This window comes from Streptomyces sp. NBC_01433 (genome assembly GCF_026340105.1).
GTDB lineage: Bacteria > Actinomycetota > Actinomycetes > Streptomycetales > Streptomycetaceae > Streptomyces.
Window position 1 is genome coordinate 442,867 of sequence record NZ_JAPEPM010000004.1, and the last position, 19,186, is coordinate 462,052.

Sequence of the window (19,186 nt, forward strand, 5' to 3'; positions counted from 1 at the left end):
GTGGGTGCCACGGGTGCCGGGCCGGTGGTGAGGGCCGATGACGGTGAGGGTGTGTGGCCGCCGGCCGGTGGCAGGTCGGTCGCAGTACACCTCTGGCACTTTTGACGCGCCACCGTGCTCAAGGGCCGATTTCCCTTGGGGCGGGACGCGTTCGAAGGTTGTTTTTCGAGCCCTGGGAGGTTCGGAGCTCCGCACCGGTCATGGCCCGCACCGACCTGTAACGCGGTGATCTTCTGGCGTCGTGGGGATGACAGCGAACGCGTTCACCGCGGGGCGGGAGCGCTATTACCGGCGCAACATCGCCCTCGGCGACGGTGCTCAGGGCACCGAGCTGACGGTGTCCTCCAGCGTGCCCGGGGTGCCGCCCGGCGTGTGGCACGGGCAGGCCGCCCGCGCTCTGGGGCTGTCCGGCATCGTGAGCGACACGCAGATGCGGGCCCTGTTCGGACTCGGCATGCACCCCGACGCCGAGGTGATCGCGGCCCGCGAACTGAGCGAAGGAGCCTCCCTCAAGCGGGCCATGAAGGCGGCCAAGCTCGGGCCGGCCGTACCGCGCCTTGCTGAACTCTCCCCGCTCGACAAGGAGATCGAGGAGGCCCTCGCGCGTGTCAGTGAGCAGCTGTGCCGCCCGCTGACGAAGTCTGAGACGAAGAACCTGCGGATGCAGTGTGCGGCGCGTGCCTTCGAGGCCGAGTACCACCGGGCCCCGTCCGACGGCGCCGAGCTCGGCCGGTACCTGGCCGCGCGAACCGGCCCGCAACGCCGTGCACTGACCGGCTACGACCTCACCTTCTCCTCCGAGGAGCTGTCGCTGCTGTTCGCGCTCGGCGGCCCCGAGGTGCGGCGGATCGTCCTTGAGGTCCTGGCCCAAGCACGCTCCGAGGCCATGTCCTGGCTGGAGAACCATGCGCTCGCGGTCCGTACCGGCCCGGGCGGCGTGGCCCAGCAGCGGGCCGAGCCCGGCCTGCTCGCGACCGTCTACCTCCACTACGAATCCCGTGCGGGCGATCCGATGGTGCACGAGCACGCGGTCATATCCCCGCGTGTGAAAGGGCCGGACGGCCGATGGCGCAACCTGGACTCCCGCCTCCTGCTGCGCGATGTCGTGGTCGCCAGCGAGCTGTTCAACCAGCGCTCCCTCGAGCTCGTCTGCTCCCGCCTGGGCCTGGCCGCCGAAGAGGTCGAGGTCACCCCCGGCCAGCGGCCGGTGATGCAAATCGTCGGCATCGACCGGCGTCTGCGCGCCGCGTTCGCGCAGCGCTCCCACGCAGTGCGCACCATGGCGGACACCCTGTTCGACGACTACCGGCGCCGCCACGGCCGCCAGCCGGGGCGGCCCGCACGTACCCGGCTGCAGTGGCAGGCGACCGTGAAGACCCGCCCGCCCAAGCGTCAGGCCCGCTCCCTGAACGAGCTGCTCGGCGACTGGCGGCGCCGGGCGATCGCGGCCACCGACCGCGCCACCGTGGACAATCTGCTGGCTACCGCGCAGGCCGCCGCCCAAGCCCGGCCCGCCCCAGCCGCATTCGACCTCGCCGCCGCGGCCGAGGAAGTCCTGGCAGCGGTCTGCGAGCGCCGTACGACCTTCCGACGCCGCCACGTCCTGGCCGAGGCGCGCCGCTACTTGATGCGGACCCTGGCCGGGGCCACCGCTGAACCTCAGGCAGCCGAGCAGATCACCGACCGGGTACTCGCCCACGTCGACTGTCTGGACATCACCCCGCCCGAGATCAACCCGCCGCACCCGGAGCTGCAGCGCGCAGACGGCACATCCCTCTACCGGCCGATCGGGTCGCAGACCTACACCACCCACTCCCTTCTGGCGGCCGAGAACCGGCTCCTGGCCGCCGCGCGCCGAAGCGTGATCCCGCCGGTCGGGCGCGGCACCTTCGCCCGTATCGCCGCCTTGAACCGCGGCCCGATGGACGCCGGACAGCGCGCGCTGGCCTCCTCCTTCGTCCTGTCGGAGAAGCTGCTGCTGGCCGGCCTTGGACCGGCGGGGGCCGGAAAGACGACGGCGATGCGTCTGGTGGCGAAGGCCGTGGACGCGGCCGGCGGCCGGCTGATCCCGCTCGCCCCGTCCTCCCGCGCGGCGAAAGTCCTCGGCGGCGACCTCGATGCGCGCGCCCACACCCTGCACTCCTGGCTGCACCAGCGCGGCCGGGCGACCGACGGAAAGACGGTCGGCAAGGACTTCCAGCTACGACCTGGCGACGTCGTCCTGGTCGACGAGGCGGGCATGGCCGGCACCCTCCTGCTCGATCGGATCCTCGCGGATGCGGCTGCCGCCGGCGCGGTAGTGCGCCTGCTCGGCGACCCGCACCAGCTCGCCGCCGTCGAGGCCGGGGGAGCCCTGCGGCTCATCTCCCGGGCGGGCGCCGCCGTCGAACTCGACCAGCTGCACCGCTTCCGGGTGGCCGGGGAGGCCGACGCCTCCCTTGTCCTTCGCGACGGTGAAGACCACCGGGCCGCCTTCGACTGGTACCGGGACAAGGGCCGGATCGTCGCAGGAAACTACGAAGCGATGTGCGACATGGTCTTCGCCGCCTGGGCCAAGGACCTGGGCAAGGGGCTCACCTCGCTGATGACGGCCGCCGACACGGCGACCGTGACCGAGCTCAACCTGCGCGCCCAGGCCTGGCACATCGAGGCCGGGACCGTCGACACCACCCGGTCCGCCGCCCTGCGGGCCGGGCAGCACGCGCACCTCGGCGACGTCATCGTCACCCGCCTCAACCGGCGGCGCATGACCGTGCGCGGCGGGCGCGACTTCGTGAAGAACGGCGACACCTGGGCCATCCAGCAGATCCTGCCCAGCGGGGACGTGGTGGTCCGCCACACCCAGCACGGCGGCCGCATCCGCCTGCCCGCGAACTACATGGCCGCCCAGTGCGAGCTCGGCTACGCCTCCACCATCCACCGCTCCCAGGGCATGACGGTCGACACCTCGCACGCGCTGGCCTCCGCCCGCTCCAACCGCGAAGGCGTCTACGTCCAGCTGACCCGCGGGGCGCGCACCAACCGCCTCTACGTCGCGATCGAGGACGGCGACCGCCTGGACGACGTCCTCGCCTCGATAGCAGCCAGACGCCGCGCCCAGCTGTCGGCGACCGAGTCGATCGCCGCGTTGCAGCAAGAAGTCGCCGCACCCGGGCAGTTGTCCGCCGAATTCGCCGACGTCGCCGAGCGCGCCACCACCGCCCGGCTGACCGGCCTTCTCGCACATACCCTCGGCACCGACCGGGCGGCCTGGTTCATGGCCGCCGACGCCTACCCGGCCCTGATCCGCGCGCTCCACGACGCCGAACGGGCCGGATTCGACCTGCCCCGTCTGCTGTCCGCCACCGTGCCCAGGCGCGGCTTCGCCGATGCGGACGACCCCTCCGCAGTGCTCACCTGGCGGCTGCGCGAGCGCCTGAAGGACGCCGCCGAAGCCCAGCAGGAGGACCGACCCCGTCCCCTGGCCGGGCTCACGCTGACCCAACTGCATACCCTGACCCGGCTCGCCGCCTCCCACCGCGCCACCGCCCGCGAGGCGCTCAAGGCCGCCGACGCCGCCTTCACCCACCTGCCCACCGACGTCACCACCCGCGCCGGCCACACCCACCCCCCCTGGGACCAGCGCCCCATGGGAGAACTGTCCCGCCGCGAACTCGCCGCCCAACTGGCCCTTGTACGCACCCAGATCCGCCGCGCCCAGAGAATCAGGACCCCGCTCTCCGACACGGCCCGGCACGTCATCGCCACCCTCACCCGCGAGTCCCAGCTGCGCCGCGCCCTGAACTGGCGCGACGCCGCCCGCGAGGACTTCCAGCGCGAGCGGGCCACCAGCAGCGCCGCCCCCGGCGCCACCTCACTGGCCGCGATCCGGCGGACCCTGTCGACCCGGCGTACCGCCACGGCCGATCGCCAGCGCTCCGCGCGTGCCGCGCTGGCCCGCGCCGACGCCGTCTCCGACAAGATCTACGCCGAGCTGCGGTGGCGCGAACGCCTGCCCGACCACGCCCCACACCGCCCCAACTACCGTGGTGAAATACCCGACTGGGTCGCCGACTCCCATGCCCTGGTCCACGCCGACACCCCCGAGCACTGGGTCACACACCTCGCCGAGCGCCACCGCATCCTGGCCCGCTCCCTGGCCGACCGCGGCCACACCCTGGCCGGATCCCCGCCCGCCTGGGCCCGCCTTCTTGGCCCGCCGCCACCCGCCAGCGCCCCCCGCAGGCGCCACGCGTGGGCCACAACCGCCGCACTGGTGGAACTGTGGCGCACCCGCCACGCCATCACCGGCACCCCCGGACTGGGCCCGCGCCCCGCCGACTCGCAGGACGCCGCGGCCTGGGACGACCTGGACGCCCGGGTGCGCGCCCTGTCCGGACGCCGCCGCCCAGTGCACCTCCCGCCACCCGACGCCCCCGCCTCGGTCATGATCGAAGCAACCCTCAGCCACCTCGACACGCCGCCGCCCACCGGGCCCCTGCCCGACCACCCGGCCCTGCGCGACCCCTTCGGCGTCGCCCCCCTCTCCTACGGAGCGCTCGATGCACGCCTCGCGCGGCGTGCCCTGGCCGCCGTCCTCGCCGGCGAGCCCCTGCCCGAATCCTGGATGGAGGAAATCACAGCCCCCGGCGACGACGACGAGGACGAGCAGCGCGCCTACACCAAGCTCCTCACCGGCATCGGCGACTACCGGCGCCGCCACCACCGCGCAGGCCCCGACGTCCTGGGCCCGCGCCCCGCGGGCCTCGACGGCGAGGAATGGGACCACCTCACCGACGCGATCGACCTGTACACCCATGCCCGCGTCGAGCGCCGCCTGGAGCAGATGCGGGCCCGCACCGCCGCCGACCGCGCGGCCCTCCTGCCGCCGAACTCGCCGCTGCGCCAGCAGCCCCCGCCCGACACACATGGCCCCGGCCACCGGCCCCCGACCCGCTGAACACCACACCGCGCGGCCTCAACGCCGCCCGGACACGCACTGCACCGACACCCCCGCACCTGAAGTTCAGCCCATGGCGCGGGCTCCCCCTCGGCTGAAGGCAGATGAACATGACACCCACAAACGGCCCCGGATGTATCCAACTGGCGGGCCGCACCGTACAACTGGCCTGGCTGCGCGAACACTCCACCCAGGCAGCTCCGCTGTTCGCCCGTGCCCGGGCCGAGGTCGGCCACGCCCGGTGCCTGTGCCGCCGTCCCGCCCTGCGCCTGGTGATCCGCTGTACCCGGGCGGGCCGCTACCACGTCGCGGGCTGGCCTGGCGAAGGCGAACAACACGACCCCACCTGCCCCTTCCATAAACTCGGGCCCGGCCTGTCCGGCCGCGACCGCTACAGCACACAAGCCATCCGGGAGACCGACCACGGCGTGTCCATCCGCCTGGCTACACCCCTCACCAGCACCCTGGCCCAGCCTGCAACCCACGACGCCGCGCCGGAGGAGACCGGCGACGACGCCGGTTCGCGGCGCTCCGTCGGCCTGCTCGGACTGCTGCACTGGCTCTGGGAACAGGCCCGACTCAACGTCTCGCACCCACAGACAGGGCGCCTCACCTGGCGCACGTGCCACGCCCGGCTGCGCCAACAACTGCGTGAGACCACCATCAACGGCCACGGCATGGACGAGGCGCTCTACGTCGTACCGCCCTTCACCCACGCGGCGGCCGACGCCAACACCGCAGCCCTGGACGCCTTCCGCGCACGCCTGGGGCGTCACGGCACGACCGAACGGCGCGCCCTGATCCTCGGACAGATCAAAGAGGTGGCACCCACCCCACACGGCGTCGCCTACCGCCTCGCCCACCAGCGCACCCCGCTCTACGCCCGCTCGGCTCTGCACGCGAGGGCCATCCGCTCCTACCGACATGCCTTCGGCAAGACAGCCGCCGGGCACGGCGCCACACGGGTCGCCCTGTTCGTCGTAGAGCGGAGCCCCAAGGGACACCTCATCGCCGTCGACCTGGCCGCGATGCTCACCACCGCCGCCTACATTCCCGCCGATTCCTCCTACGAGGTGGTCATGGCCGACGCCCTCGCCGCCTGCCGCCGCGCCTTCATCAAGCCCCTGCGCTACGACACCGCCGACGCTGTCCTGCCCGACTTCGTCCTCACTGACATGACACCCGCGGCATACGTCGAGGTCTACGGCATCCACGGCCGGGAAGCCTACGACCGGCGCAAGACAGAGAAGCGGGAGTTCTACCAGCGTCAAGGCGGGCAGCTCATCGAGTGGGACGTCGCCCAGCCGCTCCCCGCACTCACGCGTTCCGGCCAGCACGGCTCCCGACCGAACGCCTGACGGAGGGCACAGCACCGGTGGGCGCGGAGGCCCACTCAAGACGTCAGCCTGTCCACCAACGGCGCGTCGAGACGGACCAGCAACTGACGCACGCTCATCCAGCACGGGTGAAGAGGAGTCGTCGTCCTCCCACTGGGACATCGCCGACCGCACGACATGCGCGGTGACCTCGGCCAGCGTGGAGCCCTGCTCGCAGAGCCTGCTCGTCGTGCCGAGTACCCCTGCCGCGTCACCTGGCCACCCTGCATCAGCAGCCGGACGGCATCCAACCAGGCCATCTCCGGGTTCGTTGCCAGTGAGACACTGCATCACAGGGTGCGCCCACAGTCCGCCATTCGCCCGGGTACCCGCGGGGCTGCACCTGGTCCCCGGACCGAGGCGGCCGTCTGATGGGACACCGGTGAAGGTGCCCGACTCAGCGCCTGGGACCCCGCACAGCCCCAGGCCGAAATCTGCTGCCCAACGCCCCAGCGGGTAGCACATAGTGGAGCAACCTCACCGATCAACCAGAAACGGACGGCCGTGACGACCGCCTACAGCAGCGAATCATCCACCGAGCGCATCCCCGGACGGGCCTGGACGGTCCGGATCATCGGCCACAGCGGCCGCGTCGCCTCGGTCACCTGCAGCACCGCAGCGTGCCGGATGCCGCCCCGCTCCGCGGACCTCACCGCACTGCGAAGGTTCGCCGCAGCGCACGCCGCCGCGCATGCGAAGGTCGCCACCGTCAATCCCCACGCCTACTGCCACTGCGGCGCCCAGCGATGCGGCGCCCATCCCGGCGCGAGGACGTCCTGCGCAGGCACGGTGGTGATGATCCTGCGACACGACCCGATCGTGAGCCGGGTGTGGAGCCTCGAAGAGGTCTGCGAGATGTGCGCGCCGCTCATCCCGAACGCCACCGTCCTGGCCCGCGCCGCGCGGCCGAACCACGCAACCAAGCCGCCCACGACACCCAGAACGCCCACCGGACAGGTGCCGTCCCCCGCCCGGCCCAGCATCGCGGGCGGCTTCTCCGCAGCGCCCGCCGAGGGCGCCCCGGCCCCCGTACGGAGCTCCCGTCGCGCACCGCAACGGCCCCGCCGCCGGCGCTCTGGGCAGTGACGCTGACCGCGCTGGAGCCGCTCCCATAAACCAGCTCCCGCCCCGACTACGCGGACACGTCCCTGGGCCTCGTCCACACGTGGATGCGATGTTCCGCACGGTCGGCCGGATCCCTGTCCGGCGCGGCAAGGGCCTGGGCCACCATCTCCCGCTCAGCCCTCCGCCCGGCAACGGGGAGTCCCAGGAGAACACCGGCTGCCTGCTTGATCAGAATTCCGGCATCGTCCAGCAGGGTGTGCGCCCGCCCGTAGTCCCGCAGCTCGATCCTGCCGAAGGCTCCCGTCGCGTCGGGAAGTTCGGTGACCATCTTCAAGACCAGGTCTTCGATAAGCCCGTACGCACGCTCGGGATCTTGCTCGGCGAGCTCCCGCAGGGCCGCGCTCAGCTGCTCGACAGCGGCCGGATCCTGTACGGGGTGGTGCAAAAGGACAGTCACATCTGCGTTCAACGAGCAACAGCCGGGCAGGCAACGGCCGGTCAGTGAGCCGGGGCCGGCAGGTGCTCAGCGGCGGATCGGCACGGCCCGTCCTTCGGGAGCGGCAGGTGGCAGGTGCCCCAGCCGGTCCGCTCCTGGCACAGGCGGAGCTCGGCATCGCCGTGTTCGCGCAGGGCCGTGGCCAGCTTGCTCGCGCTGGCCACGACGGTTTGCCAGGTCGTCTCGCTGCGGGTGCGAGGCCACTGTGCCTGCCGGGCCTGGGCGAATGCCTGCTGTCGGGGGACGAGTTCGGGGTGCCGCATGGCCCAGCGGAGCGTCGCCTGGTCGAGCAGAGAGAGGATGCCGGTGTTCTCGGGCGACCCGTGTCGCACACTGTCCAGGGCGTTGGCCAACTCGGCAGCGGTGCAGTCCTCGAACATGCCATCTCCCCTGGCTGAAGCATCCCGTGCAACTGCAACTACTCAAGCACACCCCGAAACCTCTCTCCTCTCGTGTACCGGACCCGCCTCTCCGGAAACGGCTGTGGCACCTGCACAAGCAACTCCTTCGCCGGATCCCCGCGACACGGCGCCGAGCCGTTCCGCGTCGGCCCCTTTCACCATGCCCGTCCCGTCTCGCGGGACGCTGCTGCTGATGCTTGGCTGCCGCCTCCCGCCTGACGAAACCCTCCAGGCGAGCAGGCCAGCAGGCATCCTCGGTCCGGGCAAGCTGCCGCCAGCCGCCGTCCACGGACTGCGCGGCGCCACCGCCGAGCAGAAGGTCCCCTCGATGAGCGAGCAGCACACTCCCCTCCCCGACGATTTCCGTACCTGGCTGACCGAGCGGGGAGAGGACGCATACGCCCTGGCATGGGTGACCGAGGGGAGCGAGCCGACCGGTTGGACAGAGGCCGAGACACCCCGGGTGGGGGAGACCGGGATCGCCCGCCTGGGTGCCGACCTCACGCGCATCGCGCGGCAGGAGGTCACCCACGGCCGGCAGGAGACACTGCGCCGCTGGCTCCGCCTGGACGACGGAGTACGGCACCTGGCCATCATCACCGCCGATCCCGGCGGCCTGAGCGAGCACACCCCCGGCGAACTGGCCGCCCAGCTGATGCACGACCCGTCCCACGATGAGGCCCGGCTCACCGACCTTCTGGCCAGCTGGTTCTACCGGCGCAACGCCGAAGCGCCGCAGGGTCTCGAACTCGGGTGGATCGCCGCGGCCGCCGCCTGGACCTGTCACATGCGCGCCCTGGCCAGCTATCCTCCGCCCTCCGTACTCGCCCAGGCCCTGGAGCGCGACGGCGAACAGGACCAGGCCACCGCGGACTTGGTGGTCAGTACCGGGCTGAAGATCGTCGACCTCCTCGACCGGCTGGAGCGCGTCTACCGCCCCCGCACCGAGTTGATCGAGGACTGGCGCGTCGTGGAATCCCTGTCCGCCGACGTCCCCGCGCTCGCGGAGATGGCCGACTGGCTGCTCGACCAGATCTCCCTGCGGGATGCGCCCGCCCAGCAATTGCGGGCTGTCCTCGAGCCGGACATCACCGACTACCTGCGCGACCGGCGATCCGACGGCGCCCTGCTGGGTGTCGCCGTCCCCGCCCTCGACGCACCGCGCACCGCGCACCTGGCGCAGGCCCGCGAGACCGTCCGTGCCTACACCGCGGCCGCGCACGCGGGGCGCCTGCAGGAGGCGCGGCAGCTTCAGGACGCCTTTCCGGTCCCGGCCCGCCCCCTGGCCACCAGCGGCCCGGCCGCCGCCTGGCGGCAGAGCTCGGCCACCGCGCAGGACGCCGTCGAGGATCTGAGCGCGCAGCGCGCCGCGACCACGGCCGAGGACAGCACTGACTACTTCGCCGACCCGGAACTGCTGCACGCCGAGACCTCCTACCTGGCCGCACGCGAGGGTCAACTGCACCTCATGCACGACGCGCTCGGCCGCCTGTCCTTCCCCGCCGCGGCCCCTCGCGACCTGCCCGAGGCACTCGTCCCGGTCGCGGCCGCGCAGACCCAGCGCCGCGTCATCGAAGCCTTCGGCACCCTGGAGCGAGCGGCTCAGGTGCTGGAAGGCCAGCTCCACTACCAGCTCCAGCAGCCGGTGCCCGCCCGCCGCCGGGCCACCACCGGTACCGAGACCGACCTGCTGACCCGCACCCGCGACGCACTAGAGCACACCGCGGCCGCCGTTGTTCCCCTCGACGAGGAGCACATCCGCGCCCGCCTGCAGGAGGCCATGGCGCGCCCCGCCTCCCCGGACGCTTCCGACCCGGCAGAGCCCGCCGCCCACGACGAGGCCCACACCCAGGCCCTGGCCGCCAGCTCCACCACCCCTGGAATGAACCGGTGAACTGGGCTCTGAGTACCGTGATCTCCGTGCTGCTGCGCGCGGCCAGACCGCTCACCCGGCGCGGTCTGCCCCACCTCGCCATGGCAGCCATGGCCATGCTCGTGTGCGGCGGCGCCCTCGTTGCCGGGCACGGACTCCTCTACATAGCACTGTGCTCGGCGGCCGGGGGGTGGCCGCTGGCAACTGTTCTGGTCGGGCTGCTGGGAGCCGTGGTCCGTCTGGCCGCGGCCGTAGGCCTGGTGGCGGTGGTCTTGCTTATGCCGCTGGTCATCGCGGCCGACTGCCTGAGCCGGCGACCGGGCGCCGAACGTGACGAGCACTCCACGACGATCCCGTAGAGGCACGGGGGCGGTGGTTGGCCGGATCAGGGCATCAGTGTCCGGTCGCCCAAGCGGTTCGACACCGTGGACTTCCCCAAGGACGGCGACGGTTGCCGCTGGGATGCCACCCGCACGACCCCGTCACCCGTGTCAGCCTCCAGGGCATCGGCCACATCAAGGTCCACCAGCAACGGCCGGTCGTTGGCAAGGTCAAGACGATCTCGGTGAAGCGCGAGGGCCGCCGCTGGTACGTCATCCTCACCGCTGAGTTGGACGCCCCCGCGCCGCTGCCCGCGACCGGCCGCGTGGCCGGCATCGACCTGGGCATAGCCAACTTCCTCGCCGACTCCAGCGGCGACTTCGTGCCCAACCCCCGTCACGGGGCAAAGACGCCGCAATGCTGGATTCATGCATTCATGATGGGAAGGAGTCACGCTCGGGATGTCCGCTCGAGGACGGGACCCGATCGGTCACCACTGCGGCTGCCTGCCCTGGTGCTGTGCATGGTTGAGCAGGTGTTCCGCGTGGGTCTGAGCGGCCGTCGTCCCGTGTGTGCTGTCGGACTCCTGCAGTGTCCGGGTAATGCTTTGCCGGGATTGGGATTCAGCATCGATGCGCTTAGCCAGGGCAAGCAGCCGATCCAGTGGCACCTCAGGCTCCTCCTGATGCGCCTGTACGGCAGGCCGGGGAGGTTCGGTGCGCTGGGTAGATACCGGCGAAGTCGGGGCGGCGATCAAGGCCAGCCGGCGTCCGGGACGCCACACGCGTGTGTGCGGGCGTGGCTCGAGCCGGTGGCTATGGAAGACCCGCGCGATCTGTCGGCCGTCCAGGCCCCGTTCCTCAAGGAGCAGTTCGGCCAAGGCGTGCAGGGCCGCCTGTGCCCGGGGATGCGTCAGAAGCTCGCGGGCATCCCCGAGCGCTTGGGTTCGGTCCACGACGAATCCCTGGTCAGCGAATCCGTCCACGATGGCCTGGTCACCTGAGCCCGACAGCTTCTCCACGCAGCGGCGCAATTCTGGATGGATGTAACCGCGGCTGGTCAACCAGTCGGCCTGCGCGATGGCCGGGCCGAGTTTCTCGACGGTGTAGTACTGGGCATCGGCAGGTCCATCCACCCACGCCCCGCCGCCTTCGAGTTGGGCCCGGTCCTGGGCGAGAGCGAGGTGCTGGACGGACAGGCCGAGCATCCACGCCAATGTCGCGTGCGCGCTTTCGTGAATCGCTGCCGAGTGCCACCACACGTCATCGGGTAAGTAGGCCGTGCACCACACCCCGTCCGTCTCGCCTGAGGACAGAAGGTTGCCGGGATCCGGGTGGCTGGAGAGGAAGTCCGCGTGGACGGCTACGTGGAAGTCGTCGTTGTCGATGGGGGAGGTGTCCAACTGCCCGGCTACACGCTCAGGAGACGCGTTCACCGGTACCGGCAGACGCCGTGCCAGGGGCCACACCGGCTTCCGCCAAAGGCCAACAAATGGTGGGTGGGACTCTCAACGGCGGCACGCGGCAAACCGTCCGCCGACGCCTGGCAGGACTCCGTAAAGAACTCCCAAGACTCGCTGCTTGCCGGAGCAGGTTTGGGCATCGGGCCCCTCATCTGCTCACACCGGCCAGGCGGGCCCGGAACAGCGCGGTGATGGTCACCGCGTCGGTGATCTGACCGGTCAGGGCCATCTGCTCCGCCTCAGCGAAGGCGACGGTGCGCACCCTGCGGATGTCGGGGCCGTGCGCGAGGTCGTCCACCGCGTCAATGCGCGCGGTGTACAGCAGCACTGCCTCGGCCAGGATCGCCGGGTCGAGGTGGACCTGGCCCAGGCCGATCATTTCCGAGGCACTCGTGCCGAGTTGGTCCTTCAGCTGCCCAGCCGCGTTGTCCGCGTCGGCCACGCCCTTGGCTCCTGCGCTCCTGAGGATCTCCCACTGCCAGGTGCGGGCCGCGTGCCGGAACCGGTTGACGAGTACGACGTCGCCGTCGAGTAGCGGGAGCACGGCCACCGGCGGCTCCGGCCGTGCGGTGAGCAGCCGCAGGCGTCGTGCGTGCTGACCGTCGGGCAGGACCACCGGGTCCTCGAGCACCACCCGCTCCTCGTCGCGGTGCAGGACCTGGCCCTCGGTCATCGGCCAGCACCTGATGCCGATCGTGCCGTCGCCGGGCGGGCTGAGGAACCACGTGGGGCGTGTGTCGCGCAGGTGCGCGTACGCGGACTCGGGGGTGTGGTCCATCAGATCACCGACTTCGGCGGGCAGGGTGAGCAGGGAGTGGGACAGCGGCACGGCGGGGGTCATGCGACAGCCCCCAGGCGGGCGGCGGACAGGTCGGTGGCGAGCTCGTCGACGGTGGTGTGCGTCATGGGCCCGGTGGTGCTGATCCGCGCCAGGTCCCCGAAGCACTCAAGGCGCCACTTGTCAGCCACCCAGTTCGGGGGCCGGTCGAAGGTGATGGTCAGGGAGTCGGGGAAACGTTCCGGCGATGCTCCTGCGGCCTCGAACTGCTCGACCGCGTAGGCGGCGGCGTCCTGGCACCGGGCGATCATGGCGGCCACACCGGCCCGTCCCAGGGAACGCAGCCGCGTCCACAGCAGCAGCGCACTCAGCCCGCTGCGGGAGCCGACCACCAGGCGGTCGGGCATTCGGATCCCCAGGGCCCCAGAAGACGGGTCCTGCTCGCGGCGTACCAGTGAGATGCCCGCCGGGGCGGGCAGGCCCAGAAGCCGGTGCCCGGACAGGGTGATGGAGTGCGCCCCATGCGCGAGCGACCACGGCGGCACCTGGTTGCTGTGCGCGGCCATCAGCCCGCCCGCGCTCGCATCGACATGGACACGGACCGGTCCGGACACGGCGGCCGCAGCGCGCAGCTCGGCCACGTTGTCGATGGCACCGCGCAAGGGGGTGCCACAGGTGGCCACCACCAGAGCCCCCGCCCCGCGCCGCATCCGTGTCTGAAGGAGCAGATCGTCGGGATCCATCGTGTCGTCGGGCAGCGCGTTCACGCGCACCGTGTTCATCCCCAGCAGCTCGCAGGCCCGCACGACATCGAAGTGGGCCTGCTCGCTGACGTACACCGACGGCTCCGGCAAACCGCGGCGGGCCATGACCAGACCGTGCAGAAGCGCCTCGCGCGGTGAGGCCGTCACGAAACCGTGGGCTTCCTGGGGTGAGGCTCCGGCGAGCGCGGCGAAGTAGGTGAGCACCGCCTTCTCGTACTCCCCGGTGCCGGTGTCGAACACGGTGGGGGAGTACGGGCCGCGCCTCTGATCGACGAACATGCCCAGCAGCGGGGCGAGTTCTGCCATCACCTGGCCAAGGTGGCCCGGAAAGCTCAGGAACGGCCGCTCGTCACGGTCCAGGGCGCGGTACAGCCGATGCAGCTTGCGGGTGTCGGCCGCGGGCGGAGACGGCTGGAAGCCGATGGCCAGGCCCTCATCGGGCAGGTTCGGGGCGGTGCGGGGGCTCACGTCATCGGCTCCATACGGGTCGCTCAAGCAACAGGTGCCACCCCATCTACGCCCGCCCGCGGCCGCCTCGGGCGCCCCGGCCGCCGGGCACGCCGTGGGGCGGGAGGATGCAGCGAACAACCCGGCTGCGCCTCCCGCCTCACGGACTGGACGGCCCGGGCGCTGCCGCCACGCCGGGCACCGGCGCCTCCCGGCCGATTCCGCCTGCGGGGAGAGCGGGGCAAGTCGCGGAGCCAGCAGGTGGGACCGCGGCCGCCGACAGGCCCCATCATCGCCGCCGGGCCCCAAGGATCGGTGACGTCCGGACACGAGGGTGCGCACCCCTGCCGGGGCCGGGCGGACCCGCTGGCAAGTCCCGGGCCGCCCGGCCCGATTTCCTCCCACATCAAGGAGTCCTGCGTGATAGTTCGCCAGCGCGTCAAACGTGCCGTCGTGGCCGGCACCCTGGGTCTGGCCGTTGCCACGGGAGGCATCGCCACCGCCTCGACGGCGCAGGCCGCCGACACCGGAACCGACACGATCTCCTGCTCGGCCGTCAAGGTGCACGCGTCCTACTCCACGGGCTCGACGACGGTCGGCGTCGCCTACAAGGGCGACAAGATCACCTACAAGCAGTGGGTGTACCAGCGTTCAGCGAAGACGTGGTGGGTGAACGGCACGGTCACCCGTAAGTCGGACCACAAGAAGATCCGCGGATACGTCGTCTACCAGTGCGCGAACCCGTACAACACCTGGCCCGCGCCCACCCCGCCGATCCCTAAGTAGCGCCAAGAGCGCCGTGGTTGTCCCGGCCGGGATACCTCGAAGCGGCCGGCTGCGCCTCCTTGCGCAGCCGGCCGCACGGCTGTTCCCGCCCTGCGGGCCAGCACCTCAGCTCGCCGTCGCAGGCCGCGGGAGCCGGGCGGCCAAGTCGGTCACCGACTGCTCCCGGGCGCGCAGCATCGACCCTGCCACGCCACTTCCGCGCCACGTTCCTCGAAAGGCTCCTCAATGATCCGCCGCATCGCGACCCGCGCCGCCGTTGTCCCCGCCGTCATGGCGGTGGCAGCCGCAGCCGCCCTGACCGTCACCACCGCACCGTCCGCCTACGCCGTCGGCGAGAACAGCCAGTGCACGCACAACTGGTCCAACTTTGGTGCCACCGTGAGCAAGAACGCCTGGAACTACCGCTCCGGTCCCTCCACGGGCTACAAGAGCCTGGGGTACCTGTACCGCGGCGACAAGCTCACCGTGATGTGCAGCAAGGGCAGCTGGGACTATGCCAAGATCACCAGCTCGAAGTCCGGGATCCGCAAGGGCACCCAGGGGTGGGTGCGCAGCGACGGCCTGGTCAACCTGGCCGGCTGATCCGGACACACGCGCCCGTGCACCAAACACAGTTGCGCCGACGGCACCGGTACCTGCCTGCCGGACACCGAAGGAAGATCCTCTACGCAACGGTGGGCGTCGCCTGACGGACCGCCCCGGCCGGTTGCCGCATCACCGGGCGGGAGAAGCCGATACCGGCGCCCGCCAGCGTGGAAGCGCCATTGAGAGCGCCTCCACGGCCTGCTGGGCTACTCGGCGCAGCGGCCGATGCCCCCCCCTTCGCCGCTCGCGCCGCCCGTGGACCGCCGCCTGCCCCCTGGGCCGCGGTGCATGGGCGGCGACCCCTTTCTCTCCCACTCCAACACCCCTTGCAGAGGCAGGCAGGCGATGGCCCAGGCGCAGGTCCGCGACGTCCCCCGCACCACCCCGGCGCCGGGCCCCGCGCCGCAGCCGTCACCTCTGGCCGCGCCGGCCGGCGACCCGGCGCCCCCGCGCACCCCTCCGACCTTCCGCGACGTGCTGCGCCACCGATATTGCAGCCGCCTGCTGGTCTCCTCGGTGACCGGCCGCCTGTCGCTGGGCATGGTGCCCGTGGCCCTGATCCTGGCAGCGCAGGCGGACGGCCACTCCCTGGCGACCGCCAGTCTCCTGGCCGCGCTCTACGGCATCGCCCCGGCCCTGGGACTGCCGCTGCTGGGACGGCTGGCCGACCTGCGAGGCCTGCCCCTGCCCTGCCACACGGGAGCCGCCCTGGTCGCCGCCGCGCTGGGCACCCTTGCCCTGACAGGCACCTCCCACCTGCCGCTCACCGCCATATGCGTCGCCCTGGCCGGAGCCGGATGCCCGCCACTGGAGGGCGGTCTCCGATCGCTGTGGCACGCCGTACTGCCCGATGACGCGCACGTTCGCACCGCCTACACCCTGGACTCCTCCACCCAGCAGATCGTCTACGTCACCGGCCCCGCCCTGTCCATCGCGATAGCCACCTGGCTCTCCCCGGCCGCAGCCCTCGCCCTGGCGGCCGCCGTCACCCTGGCCGGCTCCCTCGCCTTCGCCACAGCCCGCCCCGCCCGCACATGGCGGGCCGCGCCCCGACGCCCCGACCGGCGCGGCGTGCTGCGCCCGCCCGCCATGCGCCCCCTGCTGATCTCCCTGGTCTTCCTCGGCGCCACAATCGGTGCCCTCGACGTCGCCGGGATCGCCGTAGCCGAACGGCAGGACGCCTCCTGGTTCGCGGGCGCGCTGCCCGCGGCGTTCTCCGCGGCGGGGCTGCTCGGCGGTGTCCTGTACGCCCGCTTCCAGCCCGCCACCGCCCCGAGGTCTCGTCATCTGATGCTGCTGGGCGCCGCTTTCACGGCGGGATGGCTCCCCCTGCTCGCCCCGCTCCCGGCCCCCGCGATCCTTGTGCTGGCGATGCTGCCGGGTGCCTTGTTCGTGCCCCTGCTGACCGTGGCCAGCCTGACCCTCACCTCAGTCGCCCCGCCGGGCACATCGACCGAGACGGTCGGCTGGATGTCCAGCGCGATCCGCCTCGGCCTGGCCGGCGGCACCGCCCTGGCCGGCCCCCTCGACGGTCACTTCGCCGTCCCGCTGATGGCCGCCGCCCTGTGCGCGCTCCTGCTCTCGGCTCGCCCGGCGCCCGCCCCGGCAGCTACAGCCGTGTGAGCCGAAGCAGCCCACCGGCGCCCGCTCCCGCCTCCCGGCACGCCGACCACGATCGCCGAGCCAGACCCCGGCACGCCCCGGCTGCACGCGGCGATGAAGTCCCCTCGGGCCTGCAGGCTCCCAGTCACCGGCATGGCCACAAGGGCCCGCCGCGCCTCGTTGACCTGGAGGAAGCATCCGCATGCCCGCGTTCAAGCGCACCGCCCTCACCCTGCTCGCCGCCGTTGCCGTTGCCGGCACCACGCTCGCCACCGCCACCACGGCCTCGGCGGCAACGAGCTACCACTGCAAGACCAGCAGCAGCCCCACGTTCGACGACCCGTCGTACAACGGCCCCGACTCCGACAACTGGTCGTTCGACGTCAAGCTCTGCGCCAAGCGGTCCGGCGGCTACATCTACACCACGGCCACGGTCTACTGGGACGGCCCCTACTCCTCCGGCACGAACAACCACTTCACCTTCAACAAGGCGCGCTTCCACCTCCAGACCAAGAAGAGCACCAGCGGCACCGACCCTGTCGTGAAGTACGCCAACTACACCGGCCTTGAGAACGCGCTCGAAAACAGCAGCGCCACGGGCAACGGCTCGTACAAGACGGGAACGATCAAGACCAAGGCCACCAGCGCCAGCTACCTCGCCGACGGCTACATCCAGCTGGACTGGTCGGGCGACGGCAAGGACTACAAGGCCCCCATTCTCTTCAGCGCCTCCCCGGCCGTGTAGATGCTGCCAAGAGGGCCCAGGGCCGCTGATTTGCGAGATCCCGCGTCCCTCCCGGAGGGCGCGCTCCGGATGCCGTAGCGGCGTCCACCTGGATTTCCGCTCCCTGAATCACGGGCGAGCGCCCGCATCCGCCTCCGGTCGCGGGTCCGGCCCGGGGAAGTGCCTCGGGCCGGACAACCGACCCTGACCTGTTGCCGCACACCCCGGAGCCACCGTGACCCACACACCTCTCACCGAGGGCACCCGTCCCGCCGGACAGACACAGGATCCTCGTCACGACGAGCCTCCAGTATCCGAGTCCCTCGCGGCGACGACCGCCCCGCCCGCAGGTGCTGTGAAGCGCTGGCCTATGGAGGTCTGGCTCCTGCTGGGCGGCACGCTCGTCGTACGGGGAGCGGGCTTCGCCTACCCGTTCCTCTCCTACCGCCTGTCCTCGCTCGGTTTCTCGGCCTCGCTCGTCGCGTGGGTGCTGGCCGCTTTCGGGGGCGGCTGGCTCACCGGACAGGTGCTGTTCGGCTGGCTCGCCGACCGGCTCGGGCGCCGCACCACTCTGGTGTGCACCATGCTGGCCGCCGCTGTCATCCTGCCGGTGCTGGGGGAGGTCCGCTCGCCCCTCGCCCTGCTGACCACGTCGTTCCTCGCCGGGGTGGTGTACGACGCCTCCAGGCCGATTGTCTCCGCGCTGATTGCGGACCTCGTCCCCAGCGAGGGGGGCCGCGCAGTTGTCAACGGATGGCGGCACTTTGCTGTCAATGTCGGGGCGGCCCTGACTGGTTCGCTGGGCGGCCTGCTCGCCGGCCAGGCAGGTCTGCCCCTGCTGTTCTGGATCAATGCGGTCGCCTGTGCGGTGTTCGGCATCGCGGCTTGGCGGTTCCTGCGCCCGGGCCATACTCCCGGGACCGTCGAACGCGGCGGCTACCGTCAGGCACTGAAGGACGGACGGCTGTGGCTGGTGTCCCTGGCCAGCTGGTGTGCCCTCACCTGCGCGAGCGGGATGTTCACCGCGCTGCCGATGCTCATGACGGCTCACCACCTGGACGCCACTGCGTACGGCTGGACACAGGCCGCCAACGCGGCCGCAGTTCTCTTCTTGTCGCCGCTGGTGACTCCCTGGCTCGGCCGACGCGCCTCCTCGGGCCGTCCCATGACCGGGGTGGTGGCCGCGAGTTCCCTCTTCCTCGGCGCGGGCATGGGAGCAGCGGGTCTCGCCACCAGCACCCTCGGGTTCAGCCTGTGCGTGGCGGCGGCGGTCCCCGGGGAGATCCTGCTGTTCGTCGGCGCGACCGACATCGTCAACCGCATCGCACCCCCGCACGCGCGGGGCCGTTACGCGGGGCTGTGGGGAACCACCCTGGCCCTGTCGGTCATCACCGCCCCGGTCCTGACCGCCTGGGCCCTCAACACTGGCGGCGACGTCCTCGTCGCGGTGACGACGTTCCTCGCCGGCGCTCTCGGCGCCGCCCTGTGCCTGCCGCTCCACGCCGCACTGCGAAGCCACGCGCCCGACGCGCCCGCCCCTCTGTCGCACCCCGTTTCCTGACCCGCT

At 71.7% G+C, this 19,186-nt stretch carries 14 protein-coding genes and 1 pseudogene; 11 read left to right on the top strand and 4 right to left on the bottom strand.

Features of this window, described 5'->3' with window-relative positions; genetic code table 11:
• Positions 1-247: 247 nt before the first annotated feature.
• The 3 genes from mobF to OG413_RS41645 all read left to right on the top strand — a co-directional run bounded on the left by mobF (position 248) and on the right by OG413_RS41645 (position 7,401).
• Positions 248-4,939 carry a MobF family relaxase gene (gene mobF, locus OG413_RS41635; RefSeq protein ID WP_266814416.1) on the top strand — a complete coding sequence of 1,564 codons (4,692 nt, stop codon included), beginning with the start codon at positions 248-250 and terminating at the stop codon, positions 4,937-4,939.
• Between the two features lie 110 nt (positions 4,940-5,049).
• Positions 5,050-6,297 (top strand): DUF1173 family protein, encoded by a 1,248-nt coding sequence (locus OG413_RS41640; RefSeq protein ID WP_266814414.1) that lies wholly within the window; start codon positions 5,050-5,052, stop codon positions 6,295-6,297.
• Positions 6,298-6,819: 522 nt separating this feature from the next.
• Positions 6,820-7,401 (top strand): hypothetical protein, encoded by a 582-nt coding sequence (locus tag OG413_RS41645; protein WP_266814412.1) that lies wholly within the window; start codon positions 6,820-6,822, stop codon positions 7,399-7,401.
• 46 nt (positions 7,402-7,447) lie between these two features.
• Here OG413_RS41645 and OG413_RS41650 read toward each other — a convergent pair whose 3' ends face one another.
• Positions 7,448-7,837: a hypothetical protein gene (locus OG413_RS41650; RefSeq protein ID WP_266814410.1), complete on the bottom strand. Its 390-nt coding sequence runs from the start codon at positions 7,835-7,837 to the stop codon at positions 7,448-7,450.
• Positions 7,838-7,878: 41 nt separating this feature from the next.
• Positions 7,879-8,256, bottom strand: coding sequence for a hypothetical protein (locus OG413_RS41655; protein WP_266814408.1), 378 nt, complete (start codon positions 8,254-8,256; stop codon positions 7,879-7,881).
• A gap of 181 nt (positions 8,257-8,437) precedes the next feature.
• Here OG413_RS41655 and OG413_RS41660 point away from each other — a divergent pair, with 181 nt between their 5' ends.
• The 3 genes and pseudogenes from OG413_RS41660 to OG413_RS41670 form a co-directional block, all read left to right on the top strand.
• Positions 8,438-10,171 (top strand): hypothetical protein, encoded by a 1,734-nt coding sequence (locus OG413_RS41660; protein ID WP_266814406.1) that lies wholly within the window; start codon positions 8,438-8,440, stop codon positions 10,169-10,171.
• A complete protein-coding gene (locus tag OG413_RS41665; RefSeq protein ID WP_266814404.1) occupies positions 10,168-10,509 on the top strand; it encodes a hypothetical protein in 342 nt (113 codons plus the stop codon). The genes OG413_RS41660 and OG413_RS41665 overlap by 4 nt, the downstream gene beginning before the upstream one ends.
• A 57-nt stretch (positions 10,510-10,566) precedes the next feature.
• Positions 10,567-10,880 (top strand): annotated as a pseudogene (locus tag OG413_RS41670) (RNA-guided endonuclease TnpB family protein); the annotation flags it as partial.
• Between the two features lie 1,201 nt (positions 10,881-12,081).
• Here OG413_RS41670 and OG413_RS41675 read toward each other — a convergent pair.
• Positions 12,082-12,774, bottom strand: a complete 693-nt coding sequence (locus tag OG413_RS41675) for an NUDIX hydrolase (protein WP_266814402.1) — start codon at positions 12,772-12,774, stop codon at positions 12,082-12,084.
• Positions 12,771-13,943 (bottom strand): pyridoxal-dependent decarboxylase, encoded by a 1,173-nt coding sequence (locus tag OG413_RS41680; RefSeq protein WP_266814400.1) that lies wholly within the window; start codon positions 13,941-13,943, stop codon positions 12,771-12,773. The genes OG413_RS41675 and OG413_RS41680 overlap by 4 nt, the downstream gene beginning before the upstream one ends.
• A 399-nt stretch (positions 13,944-14,342) precedes the next feature.
• On the opposite strand from OG413_RS41680, the gene OG413_RS41685 reads away from it, so the two are divergent.
• From OG413_RS41685 to OG413_RS41705, 5 genes are all read left to right on the top strand, one after another.
• Positions 14,343-14,708 (top strand): hypothetical protein, encoded by a 366-nt coding sequence (locus tag OG413_RS41685; RefSeq protein ID WP_266814398.1) that lies wholly within the window; start codon positions 14,343-14,345, stop codon positions 14,706-14,708.
• A gap of 225 nt (positions 14,709-14,933) precedes the next feature.
• Positions 14,934-15,290, top strand: coding sequence for an SH3 domain-containing protein (locus tag OG413_RS41690; protein ID WP_266814396.1), 357 nt, complete (start codon positions 14,934-14,936; stop codon positions 15,288-15,290).
• A 348-nt stretch (positions 15,291-15,638) separates the two neighbouring features.
• Positions 15,639-16,916 carry an MFS transporter gene (locus tag OG413_RS41695; RefSeq protein ID WP_266814394.1) on the top strand — a complete coding sequence of 426 codons (1,278 nt, stop codon included), beginning with the start codon at positions 15,639-15,641 and terminating at the stop codon, positions 16,914-16,916.
• 181 nt (positions 16,917-17,097) lie between these two features.
• Complete coding sequence (locus tag OG413_RS41700; protein ID WP_266814392.1) at positions 17,098-17,640, top strand: hypothetical protein; 543 nt, start codon at positions 17,098-17,100, stop codon at positions 17,638-17,640.
• Between the two features lie 214 nt (positions 17,641-17,854).
• A complete protein-coding gene (locus tag OG413_RS41705; RefSeq protein WP_266814391.1) occupies positions 17,855-19,180 on the top strand; it encodes an MFS transporter in 1,326 nt (441 codons plus the stop codon).
• The last annotated feature ends 6 nt before the right edge of the window (positions 19,181-19,186 follow it).

Bases quoted from the DNA above. Each gene is read 5' to 3' on its own strand.
- OG413_RS41690 (WP_266814396.1), top strand. From the start codon at position 14,934: ATGATCCGCCGCATCGCGACCCGCGCCGCCGTTGTCCCCGCCGTCATG.
- mobF (WP_266814416.1), top strand. From the start codon at position 248: ATGACAGCGAACGCGTTCACCGCGGGGCGGGAGCGCTATTACCGGCGC.
- OG413_RS41640 (WP_266814414.1), top strand. From the start codon at position 5,050: ATGACACCCACAAACGGCCCCGGATGTATCCAACTGGCGGGCCGCACC.
- OG413_RS41675 (WP_266814402.1), bottom strand. From the start codon at position 12,774: ATGACCCCCGCCGTGCCGCTGTCCCACTCCCTGCTCACCCTGCCCGCC.
- OG413_RS41695 (WP_266814394.1), top strand. From the start codon at position 15,639: ATGGCCCAGGCGCAGGTCCGCGACGTCCCCCGCACCACCCCGGCGCCG.
- OG413_RS41700 (WP_266814392.1), top strand. From the start codon at position 17,098: ATGCCCGCGTTCAAGCGCACCGCCCTCACCCTGCTCGCCGCCGTTGCC.
- OG413_RS41655 (WP_266814408.1), bottom strand. From the start codon at position 8,256: ATGTTCGAGGACTGCACCGCTGCCGAGTTGGCCAACGCCCTGGACAGT.
- OG413_RS41660 (WP_266814406.1), top strand. From the start codon at position 8,438: ATGCCCGTCCCGTCTCGCGGGACGCTGCTGCTGATGCTTGGCTGCCGC.